This window comes from Trichocoleus sp. DQ-A1 (genome assembly GCF_039961955.1).
GTDB lineage: Bacteria > Cyanobacteriota > Cyanobacteriia > Cyanobacteriales > FACHB-T130 > FACHB-T130.
Map to the genome: position 1 here is coordinate 1 of NZ_JAMPKE010000002.1, position 21715 is coordinate 21715.

The window sequence follows — 21715 nt, forward strand, 5'->3', positions numbered from 1 at the left end:
GCAAGGGGGCATGGCGGCGGGAGTTGTCTCTTTCATTTATCAAACCATAACGTGAAATGGTTGCCATGCCTGTATTATACCTTTTTAGAGTCTTGTTTTTCGTTTAAGCACCGTTAGTTGGAAAAACGCAAGGAAACCCCAAATCTGCATGAGTTACGCGATCGCTAACCCATCCTACAAATAATTAATCCCGCCTACTGAATGGCTAATGGCTCATTGAAAAAAGCCATTAGCCATTAGCCTTTTACTTAACTGCTACCTTCGCACCAGCTTCTTCCAACTGCTTCTTGATATCAGCAGCTTCTTCTTTGGCAGCGCCTTCTTTAACTGGCTTGGGAGTGGATTCTACCAAGTCCTTAGCTTCTTTCAGACCCAGACCCGTGATGGTGCGGACTACCTTAAGAATGGCAATCTTCTTATCAGCTGGGACATCTTCCAGAATCACGTCAAACGCAGTTTGCTCTTCAACTGGTTCCGCAGCAGCAGCAGCACCAGGAGCCGCCATCATCATCATTCCACCAGCAGGGGCAGCAGCACTAACGCCGAAAGCCTCTTCAATCTGCTTAACGAGTTCAGAAGCTTCCAGCAGAGTCAGTGATTTTAGTTGATCGAGAATTTGGTCAGTTGTAGCAGACATTTCAAAACTCCAGTAACGTTATTTTTGTTACAGCCTGCCTAGGCAGGCTTTGTTTGTGTAGCCGCGAATCCATTCTTTAGGCGTTTAGGTAGCTGCCTTCATCGGCAGACTTTGTACCTGTAGCCGCCAATTTATTCCTCAGACGCTGAGGCAGTAGCAGTTGCATCGCTTTCGCCGTTGCCACCTTCTTGCTGCTGCTCGGAGACCGCTTGTAGTCCTCTTGCCAGCGAAGCTGGAACTTCGTTGATAGCCACAGCAATCTTGGTTGCCAAGCCATTGATAGCTCCAGCAATTTGCGCCATGAGTTGTTCCTTGGAAGGCAAATCTCCCAGCGCTTTGATGTCAGCTTGGCTCAAAGCTCGACCTTCCATTACACCACCACGAAGTTCTGTCTTCTTAGTGGCTTTTTGGAAGTCTTGGTAAGCCTTAATTGCTCCGCTCAAATCGTCCTTGACTAGCAAGAAAGCAGAAGAACCTTTAAGGAATTCTGACATCGGTTGCCAGTTGGAATCACCCTCAATGGCAATTCCCATCAGCTTGTTCTTGCTTACCTTGCAAACGGTGCCGCTGGGACGCAGCCGCCGCCGCAAGTCCATAATCTCCGAAACTGATAACCCCTGGTAATCGATGACGATTGCCAGCTGAGCTACATTTAAAGTTTCTTTGATTTCAGCGACCATCGCCCGTTTATCTTCCGGCGTTCTACCCATGTATCTTTCACCTCCTTTAGAAAATGCAGAATGCCAAACCTAAAAAAGCCCAATTAAAAACCCCAGCGCTTGAGCCGGGGTTACGCAATATCCCAAGGAACCCTTTTCAGGGTTCGCATTTTTGGTGCAGCTTCTGCCATGTTGCGTGTGGCGAGAAGATTGACCTTAATGCGGTAAAGTCGCAAACCTAGGCAGGAAATTAAGCCATTAGCTCCTGCTGTCTCCGGCGCGTGCTATTCAGTTAATTGGGCTGAAAACTTTAAATCTTGCTCCTGTTGTTTACTCAATCGATTGCTCCTGTAAGGGTGGGAAACCCTTGCCCCTACAGGGCTGAATCTTAGGCAGCTTCAGTCAGCTTTAGATCGCGCAGGGCGTTGATGTCAATTTCAATCGATGGCCCCATTGTCGCAGATATGTACACTGTGCGCCAGTAGCGACCCTTGGCTCCAGAAGGACGGTTACGGTCAATCGTTTCCTGTAACGCCTTAAGATTGACGAGCAAATCTTGAGTTGGGAAGGCAGCCTTGCCAAACAAAACGTGGACGATCCCAGTACGGTCAGCTCTGAATTCTAACTTACCGGCTTTAAATTCAGCGATCGCCTGCACCAGATCGAACGTCACCGTCCCACCTTTGGGATTGGGCATCAAGCCACGGGGACCGAGCAAACGTCCCAGTTTTGCTACCTGGGGCATCATATCCGGTGTCGCCAGCAGCAGGTCAAAATCCATCATGCCTTTTTGGATTTGGTCAATCAGCTCTTCGGAACCGGCAATATCAGCACCGGCATTGCTAGCTTCTTGTACCTTTTCCCCTCTGGCGATTACGGCAACTCGAATTGTCTGTCCAGTCCCTTTGGGCAAAGCAACGGTTGTTCGCAGCTGTTGGTCGGTATATTTGGGATCGATTCCCAGGCGGATATGCGCCTCAGCAGATTCAGGAAACTTGGCAGTGGCTGTCTCTTTTAAAAGGTTGAGAGCCTCTGTGGGTTCGTAGGGTCGATCTTCGACTTTCTTTTGCAGCTCTTGGAGCCTACGGGATACTTTCTTTGCCATATTTTTCTCCTGGGGTCACTAACGAGATGTTACCTCTCCCCCGATTGGGTTTACGTTGCCAGCTTTCCGCTTGCTTGCAATTAGCGAATCAAAGAATCGCTATTCGTTAATAGTAACGCCCATATTCCGGGCAGTTCCTTCCACAATTTTCATTGCCGCATCAATGTCGTTGGCATTGAGATCCGGCATTTTAGTTTGAGCAATTTCTTGCAACTGTGCCTTTGAAATTGACGCCACTTTTTTCCGGTTTGGTTCGTTGGAGCCTCGCTCAATGCCAGCTGCCTTACGAATCAGAACGGATGCCGGTGGTGTTTTAAGAACAAAGGTAAAACTGCGGTCTTCATAGACTGAGATTTCTGCCGGAATTACCATCCCAGCTTGATCTGCTGTTTTGGCGTTGTATTCTTTACAGAACGCCATAATATTGACCCCGTGCTGACCGAGCGCTGGTCCCACTGGCGGGGCAGGGTTAGCTTTGCCCGCATTAAGAGCTAGCTTGATGATTGCAACAACTTTCTTTGCCATCTTAACTATTTAGCTTTGTTTCTGAACCTGATTAAACTCCAATTCTACCGGCGTATTGCGTCCAAAAATGGATAGTGACGCCTTCAGCTTGCTTCTTTCTGGGCTGACTTCAATGACCTCGCCTTCAAAATCTTTAAACGCACCAGAAAGGACAATAATTTTATCTCCTGTAGCCAGATGAGTTTTCACTACTGGCTCTTGCTCGGTAGCTTGTTTAAAGATACGTTCGACTTCTGAAAAACTCAGCGGCAAGGGTTTAACGTGTCCGCGTCCCCGTCCGTAACGGCGTTTCTGTTCTGCACCGACAAAGTTAATCACGTTTGGGGTGTTCTTGACAACCTGCCAAGCTTCATCGTCCATCTCCAATTCACCATCTGCCCCAGGAGTTAGCCGCATCCGGACTAGCACGTAGCCGGGAAAGACTTTTTCTTCCGACTCCTTGCGAGTGCCATCTTTGAGCATTTTCAGGGTGCGAGTTTGAGGAATTTCCACCTGGAGAATGCGATCGCGAACATCAAGAGTTTGAATCCGCTGTTCTAAGTTTGTCTTGACACGTTTTTCACATCCAGATGCCACCTGAACAGCGTACCACCGGGATTTTACCGAGCCATCTGACGTGTCTTCGAGTTGATTGAAATCCTGTGGATTGTCGGTTGCAAAACTCATCCGAACACCTGCTTTGCTGCCCAAGCAAAGAAACCATCAACCAGATAAATTAAAACTGCCGAAAGAGTTACCATTAACAGCACAGCAGCAGATTCGCTGAGCAATTGCTGCCGACTGGGCCAGACGACTTTATTCAGTTCGTCTTTGGTTTCCTGAAAAAAGGTTGATATATTAAACCCAGTTGTTTTTGCTTCGCTCTCGGCTTCGTTTTTCTTTGCCACAATATCTCTCCCGTTAATACAGCTCTTGAGCAGTTCATTTCTACCGCTTTTAGCTGTGTACAGCCTAATGTGCTGCCAATCTACGCAGATACCGATGCAATCCTTGGGTCTAGCACCTGACTTAGGCAATACTGATGAACCACCTACACAACACAAGTCTACCCGAAAGTAAACGTTTTTGAGGCTGACTACGCAACCACTGGAATGCTTTCGGGCAGAGCTTTGATGCCTAAGTTCTGAGTCCCTCTATGTTTTCACTCTGTTAGCGCTGTTGCGCTACTTCGCGAACACTCTTCAGTTCTCAGTCCTGTTTTGTGATGAGAGCGCGCCCTGGAGGACTTGAACCCCCGACATCAGGTTTTGGAGACCTGCGTTCTACCAACTGAACTAAGAGCGCACAGGTGGATTTGAGAGCGAGAGGCTGAACTTTTCTCTATTTAAGTTTAACCCCTAGCGGCGTCAATCGGGAATAGCCTTGTCCAAATTGGACTACAGGCTACGGTCAAAGCGTTGTTTAACGCGAGTGGCTTTCCCAACGCGATCGCGCAGATAGTATAGTTTAGCACGACGCACCTTACCCCGACGAATAATCTTGATGCTTTCAACTCGGGGAGAATGGAGCAGAAATACCCGCTCAACGCCTACTCCCTGAAATACCCGCCGTACGGTAATCGTACAGTTAATGCTGCTACCGCCCTTGGCAATAACGACGCCTTCATAGGGCTGCGTCCGTTCTTTACCGCCTTCCTGGATAATTACCCCAACCTTAACGGTGTCGCCCACATGGATAATGGGCAACTCTTTTTTCAGATGCTCCGCTTCAATTGAGCGGATGATTTCCTGAGCGTTCATTGGTTTCGCCAAAAAGTCACAGCCTTTAATCTTATATCAAGAGCTAGGTATACGTCTACCGGGAATCTCTGAATTTTCCCAAGTTTTTACTTTTGTAGGCGATATAGTGCTAGGCGAATTCAGGATTGGAAGTTCTAGATTCTTACTCTCCAATCCCAAAAACTTCATTGTTAAGTCTTCATAGTCAAGTAGGGTAAGCAGTGCCTACTTGACTAACATTCTGGTTCAGAAAGGATTAGCCTCTTGCCGATTCGGGCAATCTCTAACGCTGAAACTTACGGCTTGATGGTATCCACTGCTGCTTGAACTTTGGCTACAACAGGCTGGGGAAGAGGCACGTATCCTAGCTCTTCACTGTACTTTTGTCCTTCGTTTAACGACCACTTCAAGACATCCTTGAGGGCTTTTGCCTCGTCAGGATTCTCATAGGTCTTGTAAGCCATAACCCAGGTATAGGTGACAATTGGGTAAGAATTCTCGCCGGTTGGGTCGGTGATAGAAACTTGCAAGTCTGCGGGCAGAGTCACTGCGGCTAGCGTGTTAGCCGCGCTTTCGCTGGAGGGTTCGATAAACTTGCCTGCTTTATTTTCCAGCGCCGCTACAGGGATATTTTGTTGCTTGGCGTAGCCGTACTCGACATAACCGATGGCACCATCACTTTGCAGGAGTTGAGCGGTGACGCCTTCGTTGCCTTTGGCACCCACTCCGACAGGCCAGTTGACAGTTTTACCGTCGCCAGGGCCACTTTTCCATGCCGGACTAATCGCACTCAGATGTTTGGTGAAGACTGCTGTAGTACCGCTACCATCGCTCCGATGGATAACAGTAATCTCCCTGTCTGGTAAATTCAACCCAGGATTGGCTTGGGTAATTCTGGGATCGTTCCACCTCTTAATTTTGCCCAAGAAGATATCGGTGTAAACTGCACGCGGTAGCTTAAGACCTTTGACATCGGGCAGGTTGTAGGCTAGAACAATGCTGCCTGCTGTCATGGGTAATAACACAGCACCCTTGCCAACCTTGGTGATTTCCTCCTGTTTCATCCCCGTATCGCTGGCACCAAAGTCCACCGTTCCCTGGGTGAACTGTTCCACACCAGCGCCGCTACCAACTGATTGATAGCTGACTTGGACGTTGGGATTTTGCTTGTTGTACTCCGAGAACCACCGCTGATACAAGGGAGCTGGAAAACTGGCACCGGCACCAGTTAAGGAGACGTTGCCACCGCCACCACCGTTTGCTGCGGCAGGAGTGGCGCTACCAGGGGTTCCTGCCGTTGGACTGGTGGAAGGAGTTGTGTTTGGCGACTGACAGGCAGTCACGCTCAGTGAGAGGGCAATAAAGGGAACGAGAAAAGCCCGTCGTGTTGAATGCATTGGAGAAAACATACTGAATCTTTGAGTCTTTAAAAAGCTGACGCTGAAGAATTGTCAAAAATGCTAGGTGCATGTTCTTTCCTGGCGGTTATTGTCGTTTTATTTACTGCCAGGAAGTAGAAATGAACTAGAGCAGATGAAAACCAACTCTACAAGATAGCGTATTTACAAAATTAAAATGCTACCCCTGCCGATCTTTATGCTAGTTCTGTAAGTTTAGGTAAAGGTAAGGCTTTGGTAATCTACAGGTTAAGCAAAGATGATGATTGCCAGCAGGAAAGCGCAGCTCGAAGGAGTTTTGAAGGCTTATATCTGCACGCGAAGGTGCGATCGCTTAAGTTCAGATAGGAGCGATCGCACACAGCATTTTTATTCGCGTAAATCTACCGTTTGTGGGGTCAGAGACGATTGGGCGAGGAATCCCCCGCCCCTACCCGAAACGCAGGTAGTTAGAACTTAAAGGTTGTTCGCAGCGTTCCTACGTAGAGTGGGTCGTTATTGTCGTTGTGTTCCGGATTGAGAATCACCAACAAACCTGGGGTGAGTTCAATGTTGTTAGTTAGGCGGTAGCGATACAGAGCCTCTACATGATATGAGGTGTCCCGATCGCTACGGTTACTGACATCGTTGTCAGTCACTTTAGGCGGCATCCCAAATATGAAACCAAGCAGGTTGCCTTTTTTACCCAAGTCTGGGAAGGCTAGGCTTACAGCCCAGTTCCAAATATCTGCATTAGATCCTGTAGTTGCAAGACCAGCCGGGCTAATTTCAGCTGTAGCTACTGAGTAACCTGCCCACCCTGAAAGGTTAATGCCAGGGCCAAACCGGAAGCTGGCATTCAGTCCGTAGTGATTGCCAGAAGTCGCAATGTTCCCGAAGGGTCGATTAGCAAAGCTACTGCCCGTACTCGACATGAAGCTGACGCCTTTTTCTTGGTTCTCATAAGTATGGGCGTAAACCAAACCCACATTAAGGGCGTCACTAGGACGGAATACCAGTTGAGCTAGACCGGCATAGGCACCACTGAATTCCCCGGAACCGTTTGAAGGATCGTTACCCCGAGGCGCTAGATAACCTAAAGATAGGTTTAATGCCTTGCTAAAGTTGTAGGTCGCAGTCAACCCAGTCCCCTCAGAACCTAGTCGGTAGATGGGGTTGAAACGCCCAAAGCGGGAGATAGAGCCACTTCCACTACTCTCGAAATTGGGGTTGAAGGTGTAGACGTTGTCATTGAATTCAACGTTGGCGGCATCAATTTGGATTAAGAGCTTATCACCTAGGGGAAAACGATAGTAAAAGTCGTCAATTGCGACATCATTCGCGCTATCGCCGTCAAAACCCAAACGGGTCATGTTGGTTCCGGTTACACCTGTATTAAATGGGACGATGTTTCTAGCTTGCAGGCGGGTTCGCAGGCGGTCTTTGCCTGTGAAGCTAGTGTCAAAATTCAAACGGGCACGGTCAGCAAAAATGAGGTTAGCGTCTATGTCGCCCCCGCCAGCCCTTTCTTCACCAAAAACGTCAGCAAGCGCAAAGATAACTTCGCCAGTCAGCTTAGTCGTTGTAGAGAATTGATGGCTTTCCAGAAATGCCGTGCGACCTTCTAAGTTATCTACTCGCGTTCTTAAGGTGGCTAATTCTGCCCCAAATTCATCAATTAGCCGCTGTAGCGTCGCTAAATCTTCTTTAGTGACAAAGTCAGCCGAACTTGCCGCAATCAGTTTTTCGATTTGCAGCAAACAGGCGTTCATCCCGGCGGCAAATTCATAACGCGACAGTGCCCGGTTGCCCCGGAAGGTGCCATCGGGATACCCGGCGATACAACCATAGCGCTCCACCAGACTCCGCAGTGCTTCGTAAGCCCAATCCGTCGGTTCTACGTCTTGCAGCTGCGAGACGTTGGTGACTTGATCCATTGAGTCGGTCGTCCCGACTTCATTGGTGTATTGGTCGATTTGTTCTAATTCGCTGTTTTGGCTCGTGGGGACAGCATCAGCAGTGGGTTGCGCGATCGCGTTATCTGCTAAAACTGGTTTCGGACTCACTAATTCAGCTTCAGCAACCAGCGTTTCTTGGGCAGACGTGCCGTTGGTGAAAACTGGAATAGAACTAATTTCTGGTTGAACAGCCAGTTCTTGAACAGGTGTCTGCTGCGCTTGCTGGGATTGGTCGGCTGGTTTTAATAAATCAGTCACCTGGTTAGTGGCAGCTATCGGTTCGCTCGCCATTTGAGTGTCAGGCGTCTGTGCGGCAAGCGTGCTACTGCAAACTAATAAGGATGCACCTAGTATCGCTGGCCCTAATTTTAGAGTATTCCACAAAATTTTAGACATCTAATCTCCTCACACCTAACTGAACTCAAGGGAAACAATCCCGGATTAACGGAACGCTATAGGGAGTCTTCTTGAGAAACTCCATCATTATTAAACATGAAACACTGCCAACTCAAGCTCAACATTGTCTTGTAGGCGACATAATTTCCTCTAATGCTAGTTGTGTCAGTTTAGGGATAGGTAAGGATTTGGTAATCTACAGGTTAAGCAATCCTGACAATCCGCTAGCTAGGAACCCAACAAATAAAGCCGATTTAGAGGCTTTCAAGTTGCGCTCCGAATCGGCAAGAGCAAAGTTGGCGATTAAGCGATTAGATTAGTTTATATGATTAGTTGTCAGTTGTGACTATCGATCCTCACCCTGACCGCTAATTAAAAGGTAAACGTTGTTCTAATCGTACCAATAATGATGTCATCATTATCTCTGTTTTGGTTAGGAGATGTCAGCCAGATAATGCCCGGAGTAATTGAGATGTTATTTATCATCTGATACTTATAGAAACCTTCAATGTGATAGGCAAAATCACGCTCGAAGTTTTCTGGGCCTGGAACATTTAGACCTCTGAGAGTTGGTTCGGCCCCAGCGATAATGCCAAGCAAATTGCCTTTTTTGCCAAAATCCGGTAAAGCAAGACCAAGGGCAAAGTTCCAAATGTCGGCAGCGCCTAAGCCAATCAAACGAGCGTCAGTTTTGCCCACCCAGCCATTTAGAACAAATTGAGGGGTTAATTGGAAGGAAGCCTCTAACCCGTAAGAGTTGCTCGAAACGGGTCTGCTCAACTGAGCTTGGGTTAGACCACCTGTAGTCGCAGCAGCTAGCGTTGCTGGATTCAAATTGGCAAGACCAGTGCCAGTACCACCCATAGCAAAGCGGGGAGCATTATTGCCGCCATTATCATAGGCGTGAATGTAAGTGAATCCAACCTTAAATCGGTTAGTCCCAAAAACTAACTGTGCCAAACCTGAGTAGTTACCGTTAAAAACCCCGTTGTCATCTTCGGGATTGTTGGCTGTGTTGGAGAGATAACCTAAGTCCAACTTCAGAGCGTTGCTAATCTTGTAGTTCAAGCCGACACCAGCACCCAAAGGTCCAATCCGATAAATGGGGTTGCGTTCGGCAAAGCGGGATAGGGCATTATTGCCACCGCCATTGCCTTCAAAATACGGGTCAACCGTGTCAGCGTAATAGTGATGCAGTCCATTAGCAGCAGTGAGGGTAACAGTTATATCACTTCTCAATGAGAGGGAAATACAGCGATAGGGGTCTACAGGTAGCTAGCTGTAGACCCTTATCGCGAACTGTATAGAACGCAAGTAAAAAATGCTATATGAGTGCAAGTTTACTCTTAAATCAGTATGGGCACTGCCGTGCCGTGACTGTAGCCTTTAAGACCGGGTTCCCGTGACAATGTAGGCAACTCGTTGACCAATATTGGTGGCGTGGTCTGCCATTCGTTCCAAATGCCGAATGATCAACCCCATCAACAGAATCGGTTCAACCACCCCTTTGATATCCCGCTGAAAGGCTAAGGTTTGATAAACCGTTTCGTAAGCGCTATCCACGGCATCGTCTTGCTGCTTGACAGCTTTCCCGGCGGCTGCGTCCAAATCTGCCAGCGCGACTAAACTCGACGCCAGCATGGCTTGAGCATGATGGGACATTACCTCAATCTGCGGTAGGCAAGAATGAGGCGGGTAAGGAAAGAGTTTAATCGCAATTTCTGCTAGGTCTTTGGCGTAATCACCAATGCGTTCTAAGTCGCGCACCAGCTGCATACAAGCACTGAGTAAACGCAAATCCTGTGCAACCGGCGCTTCCAGGGTCATTAAAGTTGCACAATCTAGCTCGATTTGGCGATAAAATCGGTCAATTTGTTTATCCAATAAGGGAATTTCCCTAGCGGCTGCCAGGTTACGGGAAAATAAGGCTTGATGCGAGAGGCGAAAGGAGTTTTCTACTAAGGCTCCCATTCGCAAAACATCCCTTAATAAGCCCCTAGTTCTGCGATCGAAGTGTATCCGTTCCGTATGCACGTGTTTAGAGGAAAGCATTCACCTCTGCTGGTAGAAAAACAAAACGACTGTACTCTCTAAGATGGCTTAAATTTGTTGATTTGGCTGTATGCATATAGACTAAATGAAAACCTATCGTAGGATAGATGTAATTTTTAGGAGCTAATTTTGGAAGGCTCAGTTAATAACTTAACGATCCGAGTTCAGGGGCTGAAACCCTTGAAAAATCATTTAGCCGAATCATACTTTGGTTATCTTAGTGTTTCAGAATCCTTTTAGATTGTGGGTTCTGTCTGACTAGCATGATTGGTTAATACTAATTTTCTTAAATGGTGCAAAAAACTCAAAGTGAATATCGAAACTGCAACGATGGCTAACCTTAAATTTTAAGCGGGGATTGAAAGGAAGGTAATTCAATTTGCAGCCATGCGCCGCCGGTTTCTGGATGATTCTTCGCTTTGACGGAGCCGCCATGAGCGATGACAATTTGCCGCACAATCGCTAAGCCTAAACCGCTGCCAGTCGTTACCACAACTGACAATTCTTCAGAAGTTCCAGAGGAGTTGTGCTGACGCCGCCTGGAGGGATCTCCTCGGTAGAGCCGCTCAAAAACATGGGGTAAATCGAACTCAGGGAACCCAATCCCTGAATCAATAATATTGATTTGAACCAAGTTAGGGATATCCTTATTCGGAATAAGATTTACTTCAACACGGATAGCTCCTTCAAGGGGACTGTATTTAATGCTGTTGTCGAGTAAGTTGAGAAATACTTGGGTGAGACGAGATGCGTCGGCTTTGATGAGTAAGGTGTCGGAACCAGAATAGCTGAAGCTGAGTTGCTTTTGTCGTGCTAAAGGCTCTATTGTTTCCCAGGCAGAGTGAATTAAGCTTCGCAGTTCTACTAATTTTAGGGTGAGGTGTTTGCTGGGATCTTGCTCTAAGTGGCTTAGTTCTAGCCAGTCTTGAACTAGGTTCATTAGTCTGTTGACTTCTGGCAGGAGGCGGTCAATTAATGAGCGCTCTTTTGTAGACTGCAAGCGTTTTTGCAAGGTTTCAGTTACCAAACGGATGGAGGTGAGGGGGGTTCTGAGTTCGTGAGCTAAATCGGAAACCCAGCGATCGCGCGATTGGGAAAGTTCGATTAAAGGTTGGCGATTTTCTAGAAATACACCCACTTGTCCGTAGGCTAAGGGCAAGCTAGATGCGCGTAAAGTAAGCGATCGCATCTCCCCAATTACCGCTGCATCTGAACAATCTGGGTGAAATACCCACTCTTGTTCACAAGGCTTTTGCTGGTGTCGAGTTTGCTCAATTAGCTGATCGAGTTCATAGGATCGCACTAACTCCAGCAGCAAACGCACCTGTCCTGGTTCCCATCGATGAAGCTCTAATAAAATGCGGGCTTGCTCGTTGCACCAAATCAACTGGTTTTCTTCATCCACCTCCAGATAGCCGATGGGTGCCACTTGCAGAATCTCTTGATTCATTTGCAACTGCGTCTTTAGCTGAAGAGACTGCTGATTTGCCAAAGCAATTCCACTGCGTAGCTGCGAAACCAGCGGTAAAGATACCCCAATGACACTTGAAGGTAGCAACCCAAGAATTTGCTCTAACTGGCGGTAAAGCTTGTTCCGCCGCCAGATCCAAAACCCAATTCCTAAAGTTAGCCCCACAAAAAATGCGATGAGGGTCATTTAAGCTATCAGTTTAAAATACAAAGTTAGTAGAGGTGAGTGCCAATAAACGTAAGGTGATGGGAATGGTTGGGGGGAGTGATTCATAAAAACAGCGCCTCTCAACCATCGACCGCTACCAGCCATGTTTAGTTGTGCCCCTCTACTGATGAAGAAGGAAGGTTGAAAATTCACTCTTCCTTCTTCATATTGCATCTTTTAGCCGAACCGATAACCAAACCCACGTACCGTAATTACGTATTCTGGTTGGCTAGGATCGCGTTCTAATTTTTCTCGCAACCAGCGAATGTGAACATCTACTGTTTTACTGTCCCCCACAAAATCTGGACCCCACACCTGATCGATCAGCTGCTCCCGCGACCAAACTCGACGCGGATAACTCATAAATAAGTCCAGTAAGCGAAATTCTTTAGGTGATAGGTTAACTTGCTCGCCCCGAACAATCACGCGACACTCTTGGGGATAAAGCGTCACATCCTTGAATTGCAGCACTGGCGCTTGGGGCAATCCGCCAAGTCGTTGGCGTCGCAATAAGGCACGACAACGGGCAATTAACTCCCGCATACTAAATGGCTTGGTTAAATAGTCATCGGCTCCCACTTCTAGACCTAAAACTCGGTCAGTTTCAGTTGCTTTAGCACTGAGAATCAAAATCGGGACTGGATTTCCTTGATACCGTAACAAGCGACAAAGATCCAAGCCATTGACCTGAGGAAGCATTAAATCCAAAATAATCAGGTCAAAGGGGAAATCTACCGTAGCAGGGGTCTCACCCTGAAGAAATGTCAAAGCGGTACGCCCATCGGCGGCTGTTACCACCTCGAAACCTTCCTCTTCTAGAGCCAAAACTATCATTTCCCGGATGAGATCCTCATCTTCAACAATTAGGATCTGGCTTGTTCGCCCTAATTCTGGACTAGATGGGTTCTTCGGGAGGTCGAGGGAAAGCATAATTGGGGAACTTGAGAGTGTAATTCCATCCTCATTCATACAACAAAATTGCTGCCTCAGAGATGCCTTTTCGAGTACATGACCCCTCAACCCAGCTAGGATGGAGTCGGTGCGCTGTTTCGCCCAAATTTATCTTTAGCGATCGCCCAACATTTCTGATTATTCTGATTATGCTGCTGCACTTAAGTACCTGGCCTGAAGTAGAAGTCTATCTCAACCGTTCTCAGGGGATAATTTTCCCGATTGGTTCGACAGAGCAACACGGGCCAACTGGGTTGATTGGGACAGATGCAATTTGTGCAGAAGCGATCGCGCGCGGGGTTGGCGAAGCGATTGACGCAATGGTAGCCCCTACTATCAATGTTGGCATGGCGCTGCACCATACGGCTTTTCCTGGCACAATTAGCCTGCGCCCCAGCACCATGATTCAGCTAATTCGAGACTATATCCTCTGTTTAGCTAGGGCTGGATTTACCAAATTTTTCTTTATTAATGGTCACGGCGGTAATATTGCGACGCTAAAGGCGGCTTTCTCGGAAACTTACGCTCATTTAGCTGATTTAAATATTCCCAATGCCCAGTTAGTGCAGTGTCAAGTCGGCAACTGGTTCATGTGCAGTTCTGTCTACAAGCTGGCAAAAGAGCTATATAAAGACCAAGAAGGTTCTCATGCCACCCCTAGTGAAGTTGCCCTCACTCAGTACGTCTATCCAGAAGCCATTAAACAAGCGCCCCTCTCAGATCAAGTCGCTTCTGGACACCCAATTTATGGTGCTACTGATTTCCGTAACCGTTATCCTGATGGGCGTATGGGTTCTAATCCCGCTTTGGCAACACCCGAACACGGCAAGCAATTTTATGAATTAGCCGTAAAAGAACTCAGCAATGGATATCTGGAATTTTTGAATGCAAACTGAGCGCTTCTTTTCTTTATTTAGGTCTTTATTTAGGCAAATTGAGTAAAATCTGCTTAATTTCCTACTAGACCTATAAAATCGTTCTCGTTTTACGCTTAGCGGGCACTAAGAGTACACAATCCTGCCCACAAGACGATAAATGCCAGTATAGCTTTTCCAATATCCAGACCCGCTCCCAGCAATATTCCAAAAACACACCCTACAAACCCTAAAAGCAGGAACGCGCAAAAGAGCAAGCGGCGGTTGCGTCGGCTGATTTGCATGGGGTTTCCCAAAATCCATCCACTGTGCGTATCAAAATTTGTACGTGTGCTTAAAGGTGAGCTTTCGGAAGAGTTGTACATAATATTTATAAAATACAGGCGTCTACTTAAAAATACTTACATAGCTTGCTATGAATTCCCAGTAGGTTCACGGAATCTTTATCAAAAAAATATCTTGATTTACCTACAAATAGAGTAGGTAAAACTATAAAGCTGCTATTTCCTTGGCTTTAAGGAGTTTTGCTGAATATTAATACTTAACTAAATTATGAAGATTAGATAAAGCTTCCGTATTCTTCGATTTGTTTTTGTGGTTAGCAGAATATCAAACTTGGGTCGGATGCAAAGGAGGACAAGTGTCTATTTGCTTACAGTTGTATAAAAATAGACAAGAAACAATTTGGGGCAATGCGATCGCATCCTCATCAGACAGAATCAGACAGAGTGCAAGCGATCGCGCTCAAGAATTTGTCTTTGTTTGCACTTGCCGGAGTTTGCACTTGCCCGACCATTTCAAAAATTGCTGCCTAGTATCTTCTATTTATAAAGCCCAAAAGCCGCTCAGGACGTTTTAGCTAATACAACAGGCTGTAGTTGCCAAAGCAACCATGCAGTAAATGCTGTCAATAGTGCGCCTATCCCAAAACAAACGCTATACCCAAAGGTAGCAGCAAGGTATCCGCTTCCCAAGCTACCCAGTGCGCCTGATGCCCCAATTATTGCGTTGTAAAACCCAATTGCCGAACCTTCCTTGTCTTTGCCAGCCAGTATACCCACTGCCGTGCTACTAGACACAGCGATCGCTGCCCAAGTAATACCGCTTAATATCTGGGCTAATCCAACGAACGCCAGACTGCTCGGTTGAGGCGGAATTAAAGCCAACAAGACAAAAATTCCAAAAACGCCACCCCTGAGAGCGGTAGCCTGGGCTTGGAGTTTGATACCAGGTCGCTGATGCACCCAATGACCGACAGGAACGTACAACCAAGACTCTATTGTTGACTTAACTAAGGCAATTAAGAATACCTGAGTATTCGTAGCTTTTAATGTGTTGGTGAGAAAAACCGGGAAGGGCACAATAACCAGGTTGATGGCAACGAAAAATAGTAAAGAACACAGATAATAACGCCCTAAAGGGCTTCCTAGTGGCTGAACCGCTTGGCTCAGAGTGCTTGGGCGCAGTACAAAGTACAGGGCGCGGGATGGGTAAAAAACTGCTCGCCTTTCAATCACTCCTACAGTCAATTGTCCTAGCAGTTTCGGATTAAATTTTCGGCGTTTGCGAACAAATTTCGGTTCTTTTACCCAAAGAAAGCACAGAAGTAAACTCAGCGACGAAACAACACCTGCAAATAATAATAATCCGCGCATTGCTGCAACATTACCCACGTATTTGGAAGCAAAGTTGAGCCAGAGCATCCCGAATAGAACACTAGCGACAAAACTCCATCCTGTTACCTGATAGAATTTACCGAAAAACTTAGGCCACTCCTGTTCGGGAAAACTATCCAGTACCAATGCTGAACCTACTGGGGTAATCGTTGCCATGAAAAAGCCCCCCACACTGCCAAGAATTAATACTTGTGAGAGGTTATCGCTAAAGCTGAGCATTGATGTGCAGAGAGTGAATCCTAGAAATCCCAATATCAAGAAGGGAGTACGATAGCCCATCTTATCTGATAGGTTGCCCCATAAAATGAAGGCAAACATACCTACTAGGGCGATCAGTGAGTTTACTTTAGCGACATCAGAGACGGTTCCCCCTACTACCTGAATGATAAATAGGGGCATTAGTATAATTAGTAGGCCTTCACCTATTTTATAAGGAACAAAAGCGAAAAACCATAATGGAACTGAGCTTTCAAGCTTCCATGCGTTTTTCTTGGTAGTAATATTCATTGCTAAATTAAACTGAATCTGGGTGCTGGATTGGCTGTAACTCTCTGTTAAGGTTTACCAGAGTTCTTCATCAATAACAGGATCGATTATCTGCACCCAGACGGTTAATTATTATTAACCCTTTTCTCAATTCAGCCTATTTTTTTGTATTTGTGCATCAGTAATATTACGGATAAAATTGCGGATACATATTAACAAATAAAACTATTTAGTTTTATAAAAAGTTTATTTTATTAAGGGATTGAAAGTTAAATTTCTATAATTGGGAATATAAATAAATTCATTTTTTTGAGCCAATATACAGCAATCCTAAATCATGCGGGCAAGCGAGATCCCTGACTTCCTAGAGAAGTCGGGGATCTGAAGAGCTGGCTCACTACTCAAATAGAATTGCTATATTCGCTTTCTCCTTGGTTCCGCTTAATAACGGTTTTTGAGAAAGCGTATATTACAAAAATTGGTGAAATGGATAGATTCCAAAATGATACAAGATGCCTAGAAAACGCAATAAAGGCGATCGCGCATCATTCCCTAAGCGCTACCAGTTGCACCTTAATGGCGTCTATTCATCATCATCATCTAGCATTTCTTCATCATCATGATGATGAGAGGCTGGGATAGCGGCAATGATGGCATCGATAACTTTGGCGACGGGTACAATTTCTAATCCCAATTCTGGGAAAGTTTGCCCTTTGGGGACAATTGCTCGCTTAAAGCCTAGTTTGGCTGCTTCTTTCAGGCGCAGTTCCATTTGGGAGACAGCGCGGACTTGTCCGCCTAAGCCAACTTCGCCAATTAAGACAGTGCGGGGATCGACGACGCGATCGCGAAAAGAAGCCACAACTGCGATCGCCATTCCCAAATCAACAGCGGGTTCTTCTACACTCAAACCGCCCGCTGAAGCCACATAAGAATCTAATTTAGATAAAGGGATGCCGACTCGTTTTTCTAATACTGCCAAAATTTGTAGCAGTCGGTTGTAATCAACACCCGTCGTTGAGCGGCGGGGGGAACTATAACTGGTTGGACTCACTAAGGCTTGCAGTTCCACGACAATCGGGCGAGTGCCTTCGCAGGCGACGACAAGGGCGGTACCCGGAACCACTTCGTCCCGATTGCCCAAAAATAACTCCGAGGGATTAGAAACTTCTCGGAGTCCTCGATCTGCCATTTCAAAAACGCCAATTTCGTGAGTTGCGCCGAAGCGGTTTTTAACAGAACGCAGAAGCCGATGAGAAGCAAAGCGATCGCCTTCAAAATACAATACGGTATCTACTAGGTGTTCTAGGACTTTTGGCCCAGCGATCGCGCCCTCCTTAGTAACGTGTCCCACAATCAGCAGAGTGATACTCTCTCTTTTTGCCACCTTCATCAATGCAGCAGTACATTCCCGCACCTGCGCCACCGATCCCGCTGCCGACGTTAGAGACGGTAAGTAAATCGTCTGCACGCTATCAATTACTGCCACATTCGGTTTCAGAGATTCCAACTCCCTGATAATCTCTTCTAAATCGGTTTCTGCCAACACATACAGATCCGCACCCGCTGAGATAGATGTCACCGGAGTCTCTACAGATGTCTCTACAGATGCCTCTATTTCTGGCTGGAGAGACACGCGATCGCCGTTTTTTTCCCGATCCGGATTCAGGTTGCTAACACCCAAACGCGAAGCTCGCAGTTTCACTTGTTGTCCCGATTCTTCCCCACAGACATAGAGAATGCGATACATCTGCGACATCTGATTCGCCGTTTGCAGCAGCAGCGTTGACTTACCAATGCCCGGATCGCCACCAATTAACACCAAAGAGCCAGGAACAACCCCCCCGCCCAGTACGCGATCAAATTCTCCATAACCAGAAGTCCACCGCTCCTGATACTTATCGGTAATTTGCGCGAATGTCAGCGATGCCCTCGCCTGGGGTGCTTTGGCAGCTAATTTGCCATTGCGCTGTGAGCTTTGCAAACCCCGGCTGGGAAGGGAAGAATTAAGCTGGGACACAAACTGCTCTTCCAGGGAGTTGTAGGTGCCGCAGGCGGGACACTTGCCAAACCATTGTGAAGATTCTGACCCACATTCGTTACAAACATAGTTAGTTCGCGGCTTTGCCATGCACCATTCTCGATTTGTTAAAGAATCTTAATAAATCGCAAGGAATAAGAGAATATAAAAATCCAGCAACTGTGAGGATTTCAGGCTTTCCAAACCGACTAAACAGAATGATATCTTAATGTAATGGTATCTAAAATTAACGATTAGAAATCGGAACTTAAGGAGCGTTGACGAGCTTGGAAAGCCATAAAGAAAAAATTCTGGTAGTTGACGATGAAGCTAGCATCCGTCGCATTCTGGAAACGCGCCTTTCCATGATTGGCTACGATGTCGTGACGGCTGCCGATGGAGAAGAAGCGCTGGATACCTTTCGCAATGCCACTCCTGACTTAGTAGTTTTGGATGTGATGATGCCAAAGCTAGATGGCTACGGCGTCTGTCAGGAATTGCGGAAGGAATCGGATGTGCCAATTATCATGCTAACGGCTCTAGGGGATGTCGCCGACCGCATCACTGGTTTAGAGCTGGGTGCAGATGATTACGTTGTCAAGCCTTTTTCCCCCAAGGAACTGGAAGCCCGCATCCGCTCTGTGTTGCGGCGCGTAGACAAAACGGGTGCCTCTGGGATTCCCAGTTCTGGCGTCATCCATGTCGGGAATATCAAGATTGACACCAATAAGCGGCAAGTCTATAAAGGCGATGAGCGAATTCGGCTTACCGGAATGGAGTTCAGTCTGCTGGAGTTATTAGTCAGCCGTTCTGGAGAACCTTTTTCCCGTTCTGAGATTTTGCAAGAGGTGTGGGGATATACGCCAGAACGCCACGTAGACACTCGCGTGGTGGATGTGCATATCTCGCGCCTTCGGGCAAAGTTAGAGGACGATCCGAGCAATCCAGAGCTAATACTGACGGCGCGAGGCACTGGCTATTTGTTTCAACGGATCATTGAGCCGGATGAAATCTGAACTGAAGGATGAAGAATGAATTACGTTAAAAGGTGAGAAAATTTCTACTCTTTTATTCCTACTCATTCCTCAGCCCTCAATCCTCAGCACTAAGAAAATGGCTAAGCCAGATCAAAATCAGGTTCTACGACAACTCCCTCTTGTGGTTGGTGGGTTGGCAGGGGTGCTGCTGTTGATTAACCGTTTATTGACACCGCAGCTAGCGGATTCTCAAGCTCGTTCGGATGCGTTGGGCGTGATAATCAGTGCGGTGTTAATTTTAACGGGGTTGCTGTGGCAGCAAGTACAGCCGCGATCGCCCGAAGCTGTCGAATTGATCGGCGAGGAAGGGTTTGAACTAGCACCCGACTTACCGGAAGCCGTAAAGATAGAACTGGCTTGGGCATCGTATCTGTTGCTCGCGAACACTGGGACGCGATCGCTCGTCGTTTGGTACAAAGGACGAGTGTTGTTGCGGCGGGGTATCTTAGGCGTCAACCCAGAAGTAAAACCAGGGCCGATTCTACAGCGGGTGTTGGAAAAACAAAAACCCGTTTATCTAGTGGCTCTAAAAATATACCCAGGACGGATTGAATTTGACTATCTACCAGAGAATACTCAAGGAGCGATCTGTCAGCCGATTGGCAATCAAGGCGTCTTGATTTTAGGTGCCAATGCTCCGCGCAGTTACACCAAGCAAGATGAAAACTGGATAGCTGGGATTGCTGAAAAACTAGACGTTACTCTCAGCTACCACTTAGATGATGTTGCACCCGCTGGAATTTAAATATCCATGACGATTCTCTACTGGCTTCTCGTTGTCCTCATGCTCGTTGGCGTCGTGGGCGCAGTGGTTCCCGGCATTCCTGGAACTAGCTTGATTGTGATTGCTATTGTGGTTTGGGGAGCCGTTCACAGTTTTAGCAGCGTGTCTGTGGCGCTGGGCGTTGCTATTCTAGTGTTGCTACTTAGCGTTGGCGTCGATCTCTTAGCAACCTACTTGGGGGCGCAACAAGCAGGGGCTAGCAAGTGGGGGCAGATTGGAGCCATTGTTGGCTTGGTGCTAGGCTTTTTGGGATTGTTACCCGCTTTTCTAGTTGCGGGGCCACTGATCGGAATTTTGATCGGACCGCTTCTGGGAGCGATTACTGGAGAGTTTCTCTACCGACGCGATTTAGAATTTGAGCCAAGAATCAAGCTAGCGCTGAAAGCCGGGATAGGCATTGTGGTGGGTTCGCTGATTGGAAATTTGATTCAGGGATTACTCGCGCTCGCCGCCGTGAGCGTATTCTTATACACAACTTGGCCCTTTGGATCTGGGGCATAAGAAATTTAAATCGAATTGCACTGGCTTAAGCTTAGCGTTACCCACAGCTCTGCCCTGAAACAAATTTCGGGCTAGCTAATCCCTAAAGTTAGCTAAAGCCAACTGGATAGCGATTTCAATTTGTTTCAATGGGTTTGCGTGGTGAAGCCGGAAATTTATTTTACGGCTCTTAAATCAGTGCTATTCGCGTTAAGGTAGGAAATTTTTAAGAAACATAAACCTGGCGATAATAAGCTTGGTACTCCTCAGACAGTAACGGTTCCCACCAATTGCGGTGAGTGAGATACCATTCAACAGTGCGTCGTAAACCTTCTTCAACCGTTACAGAAGGAGTCCACCCTAACTCAGTTTTTAATTTAGTGCTATCAATCGCATAGCGACGATCGTGCCCCGGTCGATCCTTCACAAATGCGATCAATTTTTTGCAAGGATGCACGGGTAAATTAGGTGCTAATTCATCCATTAGCTGGCACAACATATTAACTAAGTCAAGATTTTTAACTTCATTATTGCCGCCAATATTGTAGGTTTCGCCCAGTTTGCCGTGATGAATCACTACATCCAAAGCGCTACAATGATCGCCAACATATAGCCAATCCCGGATATTCTGCCCATCACCATAAACAGGCAAAGATTTGCCGATTAAGATATTGATGCACATCAAGGGAATGAGCTTTTCAGGAAACTGATAAGGGCCGTAATTGTTAGAGCAATTGGTGATAATGGTGGGGACGCCATAGGTGTGGTAATAGGCGCGGACTAAATGGTCGCTACCCGCCTTCGATGCGGAATAGGGACTATTTGGGGCATAGGGCGTTGTTTCTGTAAATGCGCGATCGCTAGGATTGAGGCTACCGTAGACTTCATCGGTGGAAACATGAAGAAAAATTCCCTCTTGTCTTGTTTCCCAATGTTTCCGAAAAGCTTCTAATAGGGTGAATGTGCCGACAATATTGGTTTGAATGAAGGCACCGGGACCTAGAATTGAGCGGTCAACGTGAGATTCAGCGGCGAAGTGAGCCACTGTATCGATATTTTCTTCTTGTAACAGCGAGTCTAATAAAGCGCGATCGCAAATATCCCCCTTGACAAACCGAAAATTTTCTTGCCCCTCCAAGGACGCCAAATTATAGCGATTCCCTGCATAAGTGAGCGCATCTAGTACCACCACTCGATCGTCAGGGTAAGCCTTACCCCAATAATGCACAAAATTGGAACCAATAAACCCAGCCCCACCTGTCACCAACAACCGACGGCTTCCTCTCATCAAACTCTCTCCTT

General features: G+C 46.8%; 21 protein-coding genes, 1 tRNA gene and 1 other annotated feature. Of the genes, 5 read left to right on the top strand and 17 right to left on the bottom strand.

What is annotated here, in order from left to right; genetic code table 11:
* Nucleotides 1-244: 244 nt before the first annotated feature.
* The 14 genes from rplL to NDI33_RS02605 form a co-directional block, all read right to left on the bottom strand.
* The gene (rplL, locus tag NDI33_RS02540; protein WP_190415192.1) at nt 245-637 is read right to left on the bottom strand and encodes a 50S ribosomal protein L7/L12; all 393 of its coding nucleotides are present in this window, start codon (nt 635-637) and stop codon (nt 245-247) included.
* A 131-nt stretch (nt 638-768) separates the two neighbouring features.
* Nucleotides 769-1347, bottom strand: coding sequence for a 50S ribosomal protein L10 (rplJ, locus tag NDI33_RS02545; RefSeq protein WP_190415193.1), 579 nt, complete (start codon nt 1345-1347; stop codon nt 769-771).
* Between the two features lie 45 nt (nt 1348-1392).
* Nucleotides 1393-1592 (bottom strand) — a sequence feature (ribosomal protein L10 leader region).
* A 92-nt stretch (nt 1593-1684) separates the two neighbouring features.
* Entirely contained in the window at nt 1685-2401 is a 717-nt protein-coding gene (gene rplA / locus NDI33_RS02550) for a 50S ribosomal protein L1 (RefSeq protein WP_190415194.1), read from the bottom strand.
* A gap of 99 nt (nt 2402-2500) precedes the next feature.
* Nucleotides 2501-2926, bottom strand: coding sequence for a 50S ribosomal protein L11 (gene rplK / locus NDI33_RS02555; RefSeq protein ID WP_190415195.1), 426 nt, complete (start codon nt 2924-2926; stop codon nt 2501-2503).
* A 9-nt stretch (nt 2927-2935) separates the two neighbouring features.
* On the bottom strand, nt 2936-3592 hold the full coding sequence (nusG, locus tag NDI33_RS02560; protein WP_190415196.1) for a transcription termination/antitermination protein NusG: 657 nt from the start codon (nt 3590-3592) through the stop codon (nt 2936-2938).
* Nucleotides 3589-3813, bottom strand: coding sequence for a preprotein translocase subunit SecE (gene secE, locus NDI33_RS02565; RefSeq protein WP_190415197.1), 225 nt, complete (start codon nt 3811-3813; stop codon nt 3589-3591). Before secE ends, nusG begins: the two co-directional genes overlap by 4 nt.
* 324 nt (nt 3814-4137) lie before the next feature.
* Nucleotides 4138-4210 (bottom strand) — tRNA-Trp (locus tag NDI33_RS02570).
* Nucleotides 4211-4302: 92 nt separating this feature from the next.
* Complete coding sequence (gene rplS / locus NDI33_RS02575; RefSeq protein ID WP_190415198.1) at nt 4303-4665, bottom strand: 50S ribosomal protein L19; 363 nt, start codon at nt 4663-4665, stop codon at nt 4303-4305.
* A gap of 275 nt (nt 4666-4940) precedes the next feature.
* A complete protein-coding gene (gene pstS, locus NDI33_RS02580) occupies nt 4941-6053 on the bottom strand; it encodes a phosphate ABC transporter substrate-binding protein PstS (RefSeq protein ID WP_190674014.1) in 1113 nt (370 codons plus the stop codon).
* Between the two features lie 437 nt (nt 6054-6490).
* The gene (locus tag NDI33_RS02585; RefSeq protein ID WP_190674016.1) at nt 6491-8374 is read right to left on the bottom strand and encodes an iron uptake porin; all 1884 of its coding nucleotides are present in this window, start codon (nt 8372-8374) and stop codon (nt 6491-6493) included.
* A gap of 372 nt (nt 8375-8746) precedes the next feature.
* On the bottom strand, nt 8747-9613 hold the full coding sequence (locus NDI33_RS02590; protein ID WP_199292202.1) for an iron uptake porin: 867 nt from the start codon (nt 9611-9613) through the stop codon (nt 8747-8749).
* Nucleotides 9614-9760: 147 nt separating this feature from the next.
* Nucleotides 9761-10426, bottom strand: coding sequence for a phosphate signaling complex protein PhoU (phoU, locus tag NDI33_RS02595; RefSeq protein ID WP_190415204.1), 666 nt, complete (start codon nt 10424-10426; stop codon nt 9761-9763).
* Nucleotides 10427-10766: 340 nt separating this feature from the next.
* On the bottom strand, nt 10767-12083 hold the full coding sequence (locus NDI33_RS02600) for an ATP-binding protein (protein ID WP_190674019.1): 1317 nt from the start codon (nt 12081-12083) through the stop codon (nt 10767-10769).
* A gap of 198 nt (nt 12084-12281) precedes the next feature.
* Entirely contained in the window at nt 12282-13034 is a 753-nt protein-coding gene (locus NDI33_RS02605) for a response regulator transcription factor (RefSeq protein WP_190415208.1), read from the bottom strand.
* 170 nt (nt 13035-13204) lie between these two features.
* On the opposite strand from NDI33_RS02605, the gene NDI33_RS02610 reads away from it, so the two are divergent.
* Nucleotides 13205-13951, top strand: a complete 747-nt coding sequence (locus NDI33_RS02610; RefSeq protein WP_190415210.1) for a creatininase family protein — start codon at nt 13205-13207, stop codon at nt 13949-13951.
* A 671-nt stretch (nt 13952-14622) separates the two neighbouring features.
* Complete coding sequence (locus NDI33_RS02615; RefSeq protein WP_277878793.1) at nt 14623-14745, top strand: hypothetical protein; 123 nt, start codon at nt 14623-14625, stop codon at nt 14743-14745.
* Between the two features lie 30 nt (nt 14746-14775).
* On the opposite strand, the gene NDI33_RS02620 is transcribed toward NDI33_RS02615, so the two are convergent.
* Together NDI33_RS02620 and radA are read right to left on the bottom strand one after the other, a co-directional pair.
* Complete coding sequence (locus tag NDI33_RS02620) at nt 14776-16113, bottom strand: MFS transporter (protein WP_190674022.1); 1338 nt, start codon at nt 16111-16113, stop codon at nt 14776-14778.
* Between the two features lie 562 nt (nt 16114-16675).
* A complete protein-coding gene (gene radA / locus NDI33_RS02625; RefSeq protein WP_190674025.1) occupies nt 16676-18223 on the bottom strand; it encodes a DNA repair protein RadA in 1548 nt (515 codons plus the stop codon).
* A gap of 176 nt (nt 18224-18399) precedes the next feature.
* Between radA and rpaB the strand changes: the two genes are divergently transcribed.
* The 3 genes from rpaB to NDI33_RS02640 all read left to right on the top strand — a co-directional run bounded on the left by rpaB (nt 18400) and on the right by NDI33_RS02640 (nt 20434).
* Nucleotides 18400-19128 (top strand): response regulator transcription factor RpaB, encoded by a 729-nt coding sequence (rpaB, locus tag NDI33_RS02630; protein WP_190415215.1) that lies wholly within the window; start codon nt 18400-18402, stop codon nt 19126-19128.
* Between the two features lie 97 nt (nt 19129-19225).
* Nucleotides 19226-19894: a cofactor assembly of complex C subunit B gene (locus NDI33_RS02635; protein WP_190674028.1), complete on the top strand. Its 669-nt coding sequence runs from the start codon at nt 19226-19228 to the stop codon at nt 19892-19894.
* 6 nt (nt 19895-19900) lie between these two features.
* The gene (locus NDI33_RS02640; protein ID WP_190674032.1) at nt 19901-20434 is read left to right on the top strand and encodes a DUF456 family protein; all 534 of its coding nucleotides are present in this window, start codon (nt 19901-19903) and stop codon (nt 20432-20434) included.
* A gap of 205 nt (nt 20435-20639) precedes the next feature.
* On the opposite strand, the gene rfbB is transcribed toward NDI33_RS02640, so the two are convergent.
* On the bottom strand, nt 20640-21701 hold the full coding sequence (gene rfbB / locus NDI33_RS02645) for a dTDP-glucose 4,6-dehydratase (protein ID WP_190674035.1): 1062 nt from the start codon (nt 21699-21701) through the stop codon (nt 20640-20642).
* Nucleotides 21702-21715 lie beyond the last annotated feature (14 nt).

Excerpts from the sequence above, each read along its gene's own strand:
- rplL (WP_190415192.1), bottom strand. The coding sequence starts at position 637 with ATGTCTGCTACAACTGACCAAATTCTCGATCAACTAAAATCACTGACT.
- rplJ (WP_190415193.1), bottom strand. The coding sequence starts at position 1,347 with ATGGGTAGAACGCCGGAAGATAAACGGGCGATGGTCGCTGAAATCAAA.
- rplA (WP_190415194.1), bottom strand. The coding sequence starts at position 2,401 with ATGGCAAAGAAAGTATCCCGTAGGCTCCAAGAGCTGCAAAAGAAAGTC.
- rplK (WP_190415195.1), bottom strand. The coding sequence starts at position 2,926 with ATGGCAAAGAAAGTTGTTGCAATCATCAAGCTAGCTCTTAATGCGGGC.
- nusG (WP_190415196.1), bottom strand. The coding sequence starts at position 3,592 with ATGAGTTTTGCAACCGACAATCCACAGGATTTCAATCAACTCGAAGAC.
- rplS (WP_190415198.1), bottom strand. The coding sequence starts at position 4,665 with ATGAACGCTCAGGAAATCATCCGCTCAATTGAAGCGGAGCATCTGAAA.
- pstS (WP_190674014.1), bottom strand. The coding sequence starts at position 6,053 with ATGTTTTCTCCAATGCATTCAACACGACGGGCTTTTCTCGTTCCCTTT.
- NDI33_RS02585 (WP_190674016.1), bottom strand. The coding sequence starts at position 8,374 with ATGTCTAAAATTTTGTGGAATACTCTAAAATTAGGGCCAGCGATACTA.
- phoU (WP_190415204.1), bottom strand. The coding sequence starts at position 10,426 with ATGCTTTCCTCTAAACACGTGCATACGGAACGGATACACTTCGATCGC.
- NDI33_RS02600 (WP_190674019.1), bottom strand. The coding sequence starts at position 12,083 with ATGACCCTCATCGCATTTTTTGTGGGGCTAACTTTAGGAATTGGGTTT.
- NDI33_RS02605 (WP_190415208.1), bottom strand. The coding sequence starts at position 13,034 with ATGCTTTCCCTCGACCTCCCGAAGAACCCATCTAGTCCAGAATTAGGG.
- NDI33_RS02610 (WP_190415210.1), top strand. The coding sequence starts at position 13,205 with ATGCTGCTGCACTTAAGTACCTGGCCTGAAGTAGAAGTCTATCTCAAC.
- NDI33_RS02615 (WP_277878793.1), top strand. The coding sequence starts at position 14,623 with ATGCGATCGCATCCTCATCAGACAGAATCAGACAGAGTGCAAGCGATC.
- NDI33_RS02620 (WP_190674022.1), bottom strand. The coding sequence starts at position 16,113 with ATGAATATTACTACCAAGAAAAACGCATGGAAGCTTGAAAGCTCAGTT.
- radA (WP_190674025.1), bottom strand. The coding sequence starts at position 18,223 with ATGGCAAAGCCGCGAACTAACTATGTTTGTAACGAATGTGGGTCAGAA.
- NDI33_RS02635 (WP_190674028.1), top strand. The coding sequence starts at position 19,226 with ATGGCTAAGCCAGATCAAAATCAGGTTCTACGACAACTCCCTCTTGTG.
- NDI33_RS02640 (WP_190674032.1), top strand. The coding sequence starts at position 19,901 with ATGACGATTCTCTACTGGCTTCTCGTTGTCCTCATGCTCGTTGGCGTC.
- rfbB (WP_190674035.1), bottom strand. The coding sequence starts at position 21,701 with ATGAGAGGAAGCCGTCGGTTGTTGGTGACAGGTGGGGCTGGGTTTATT.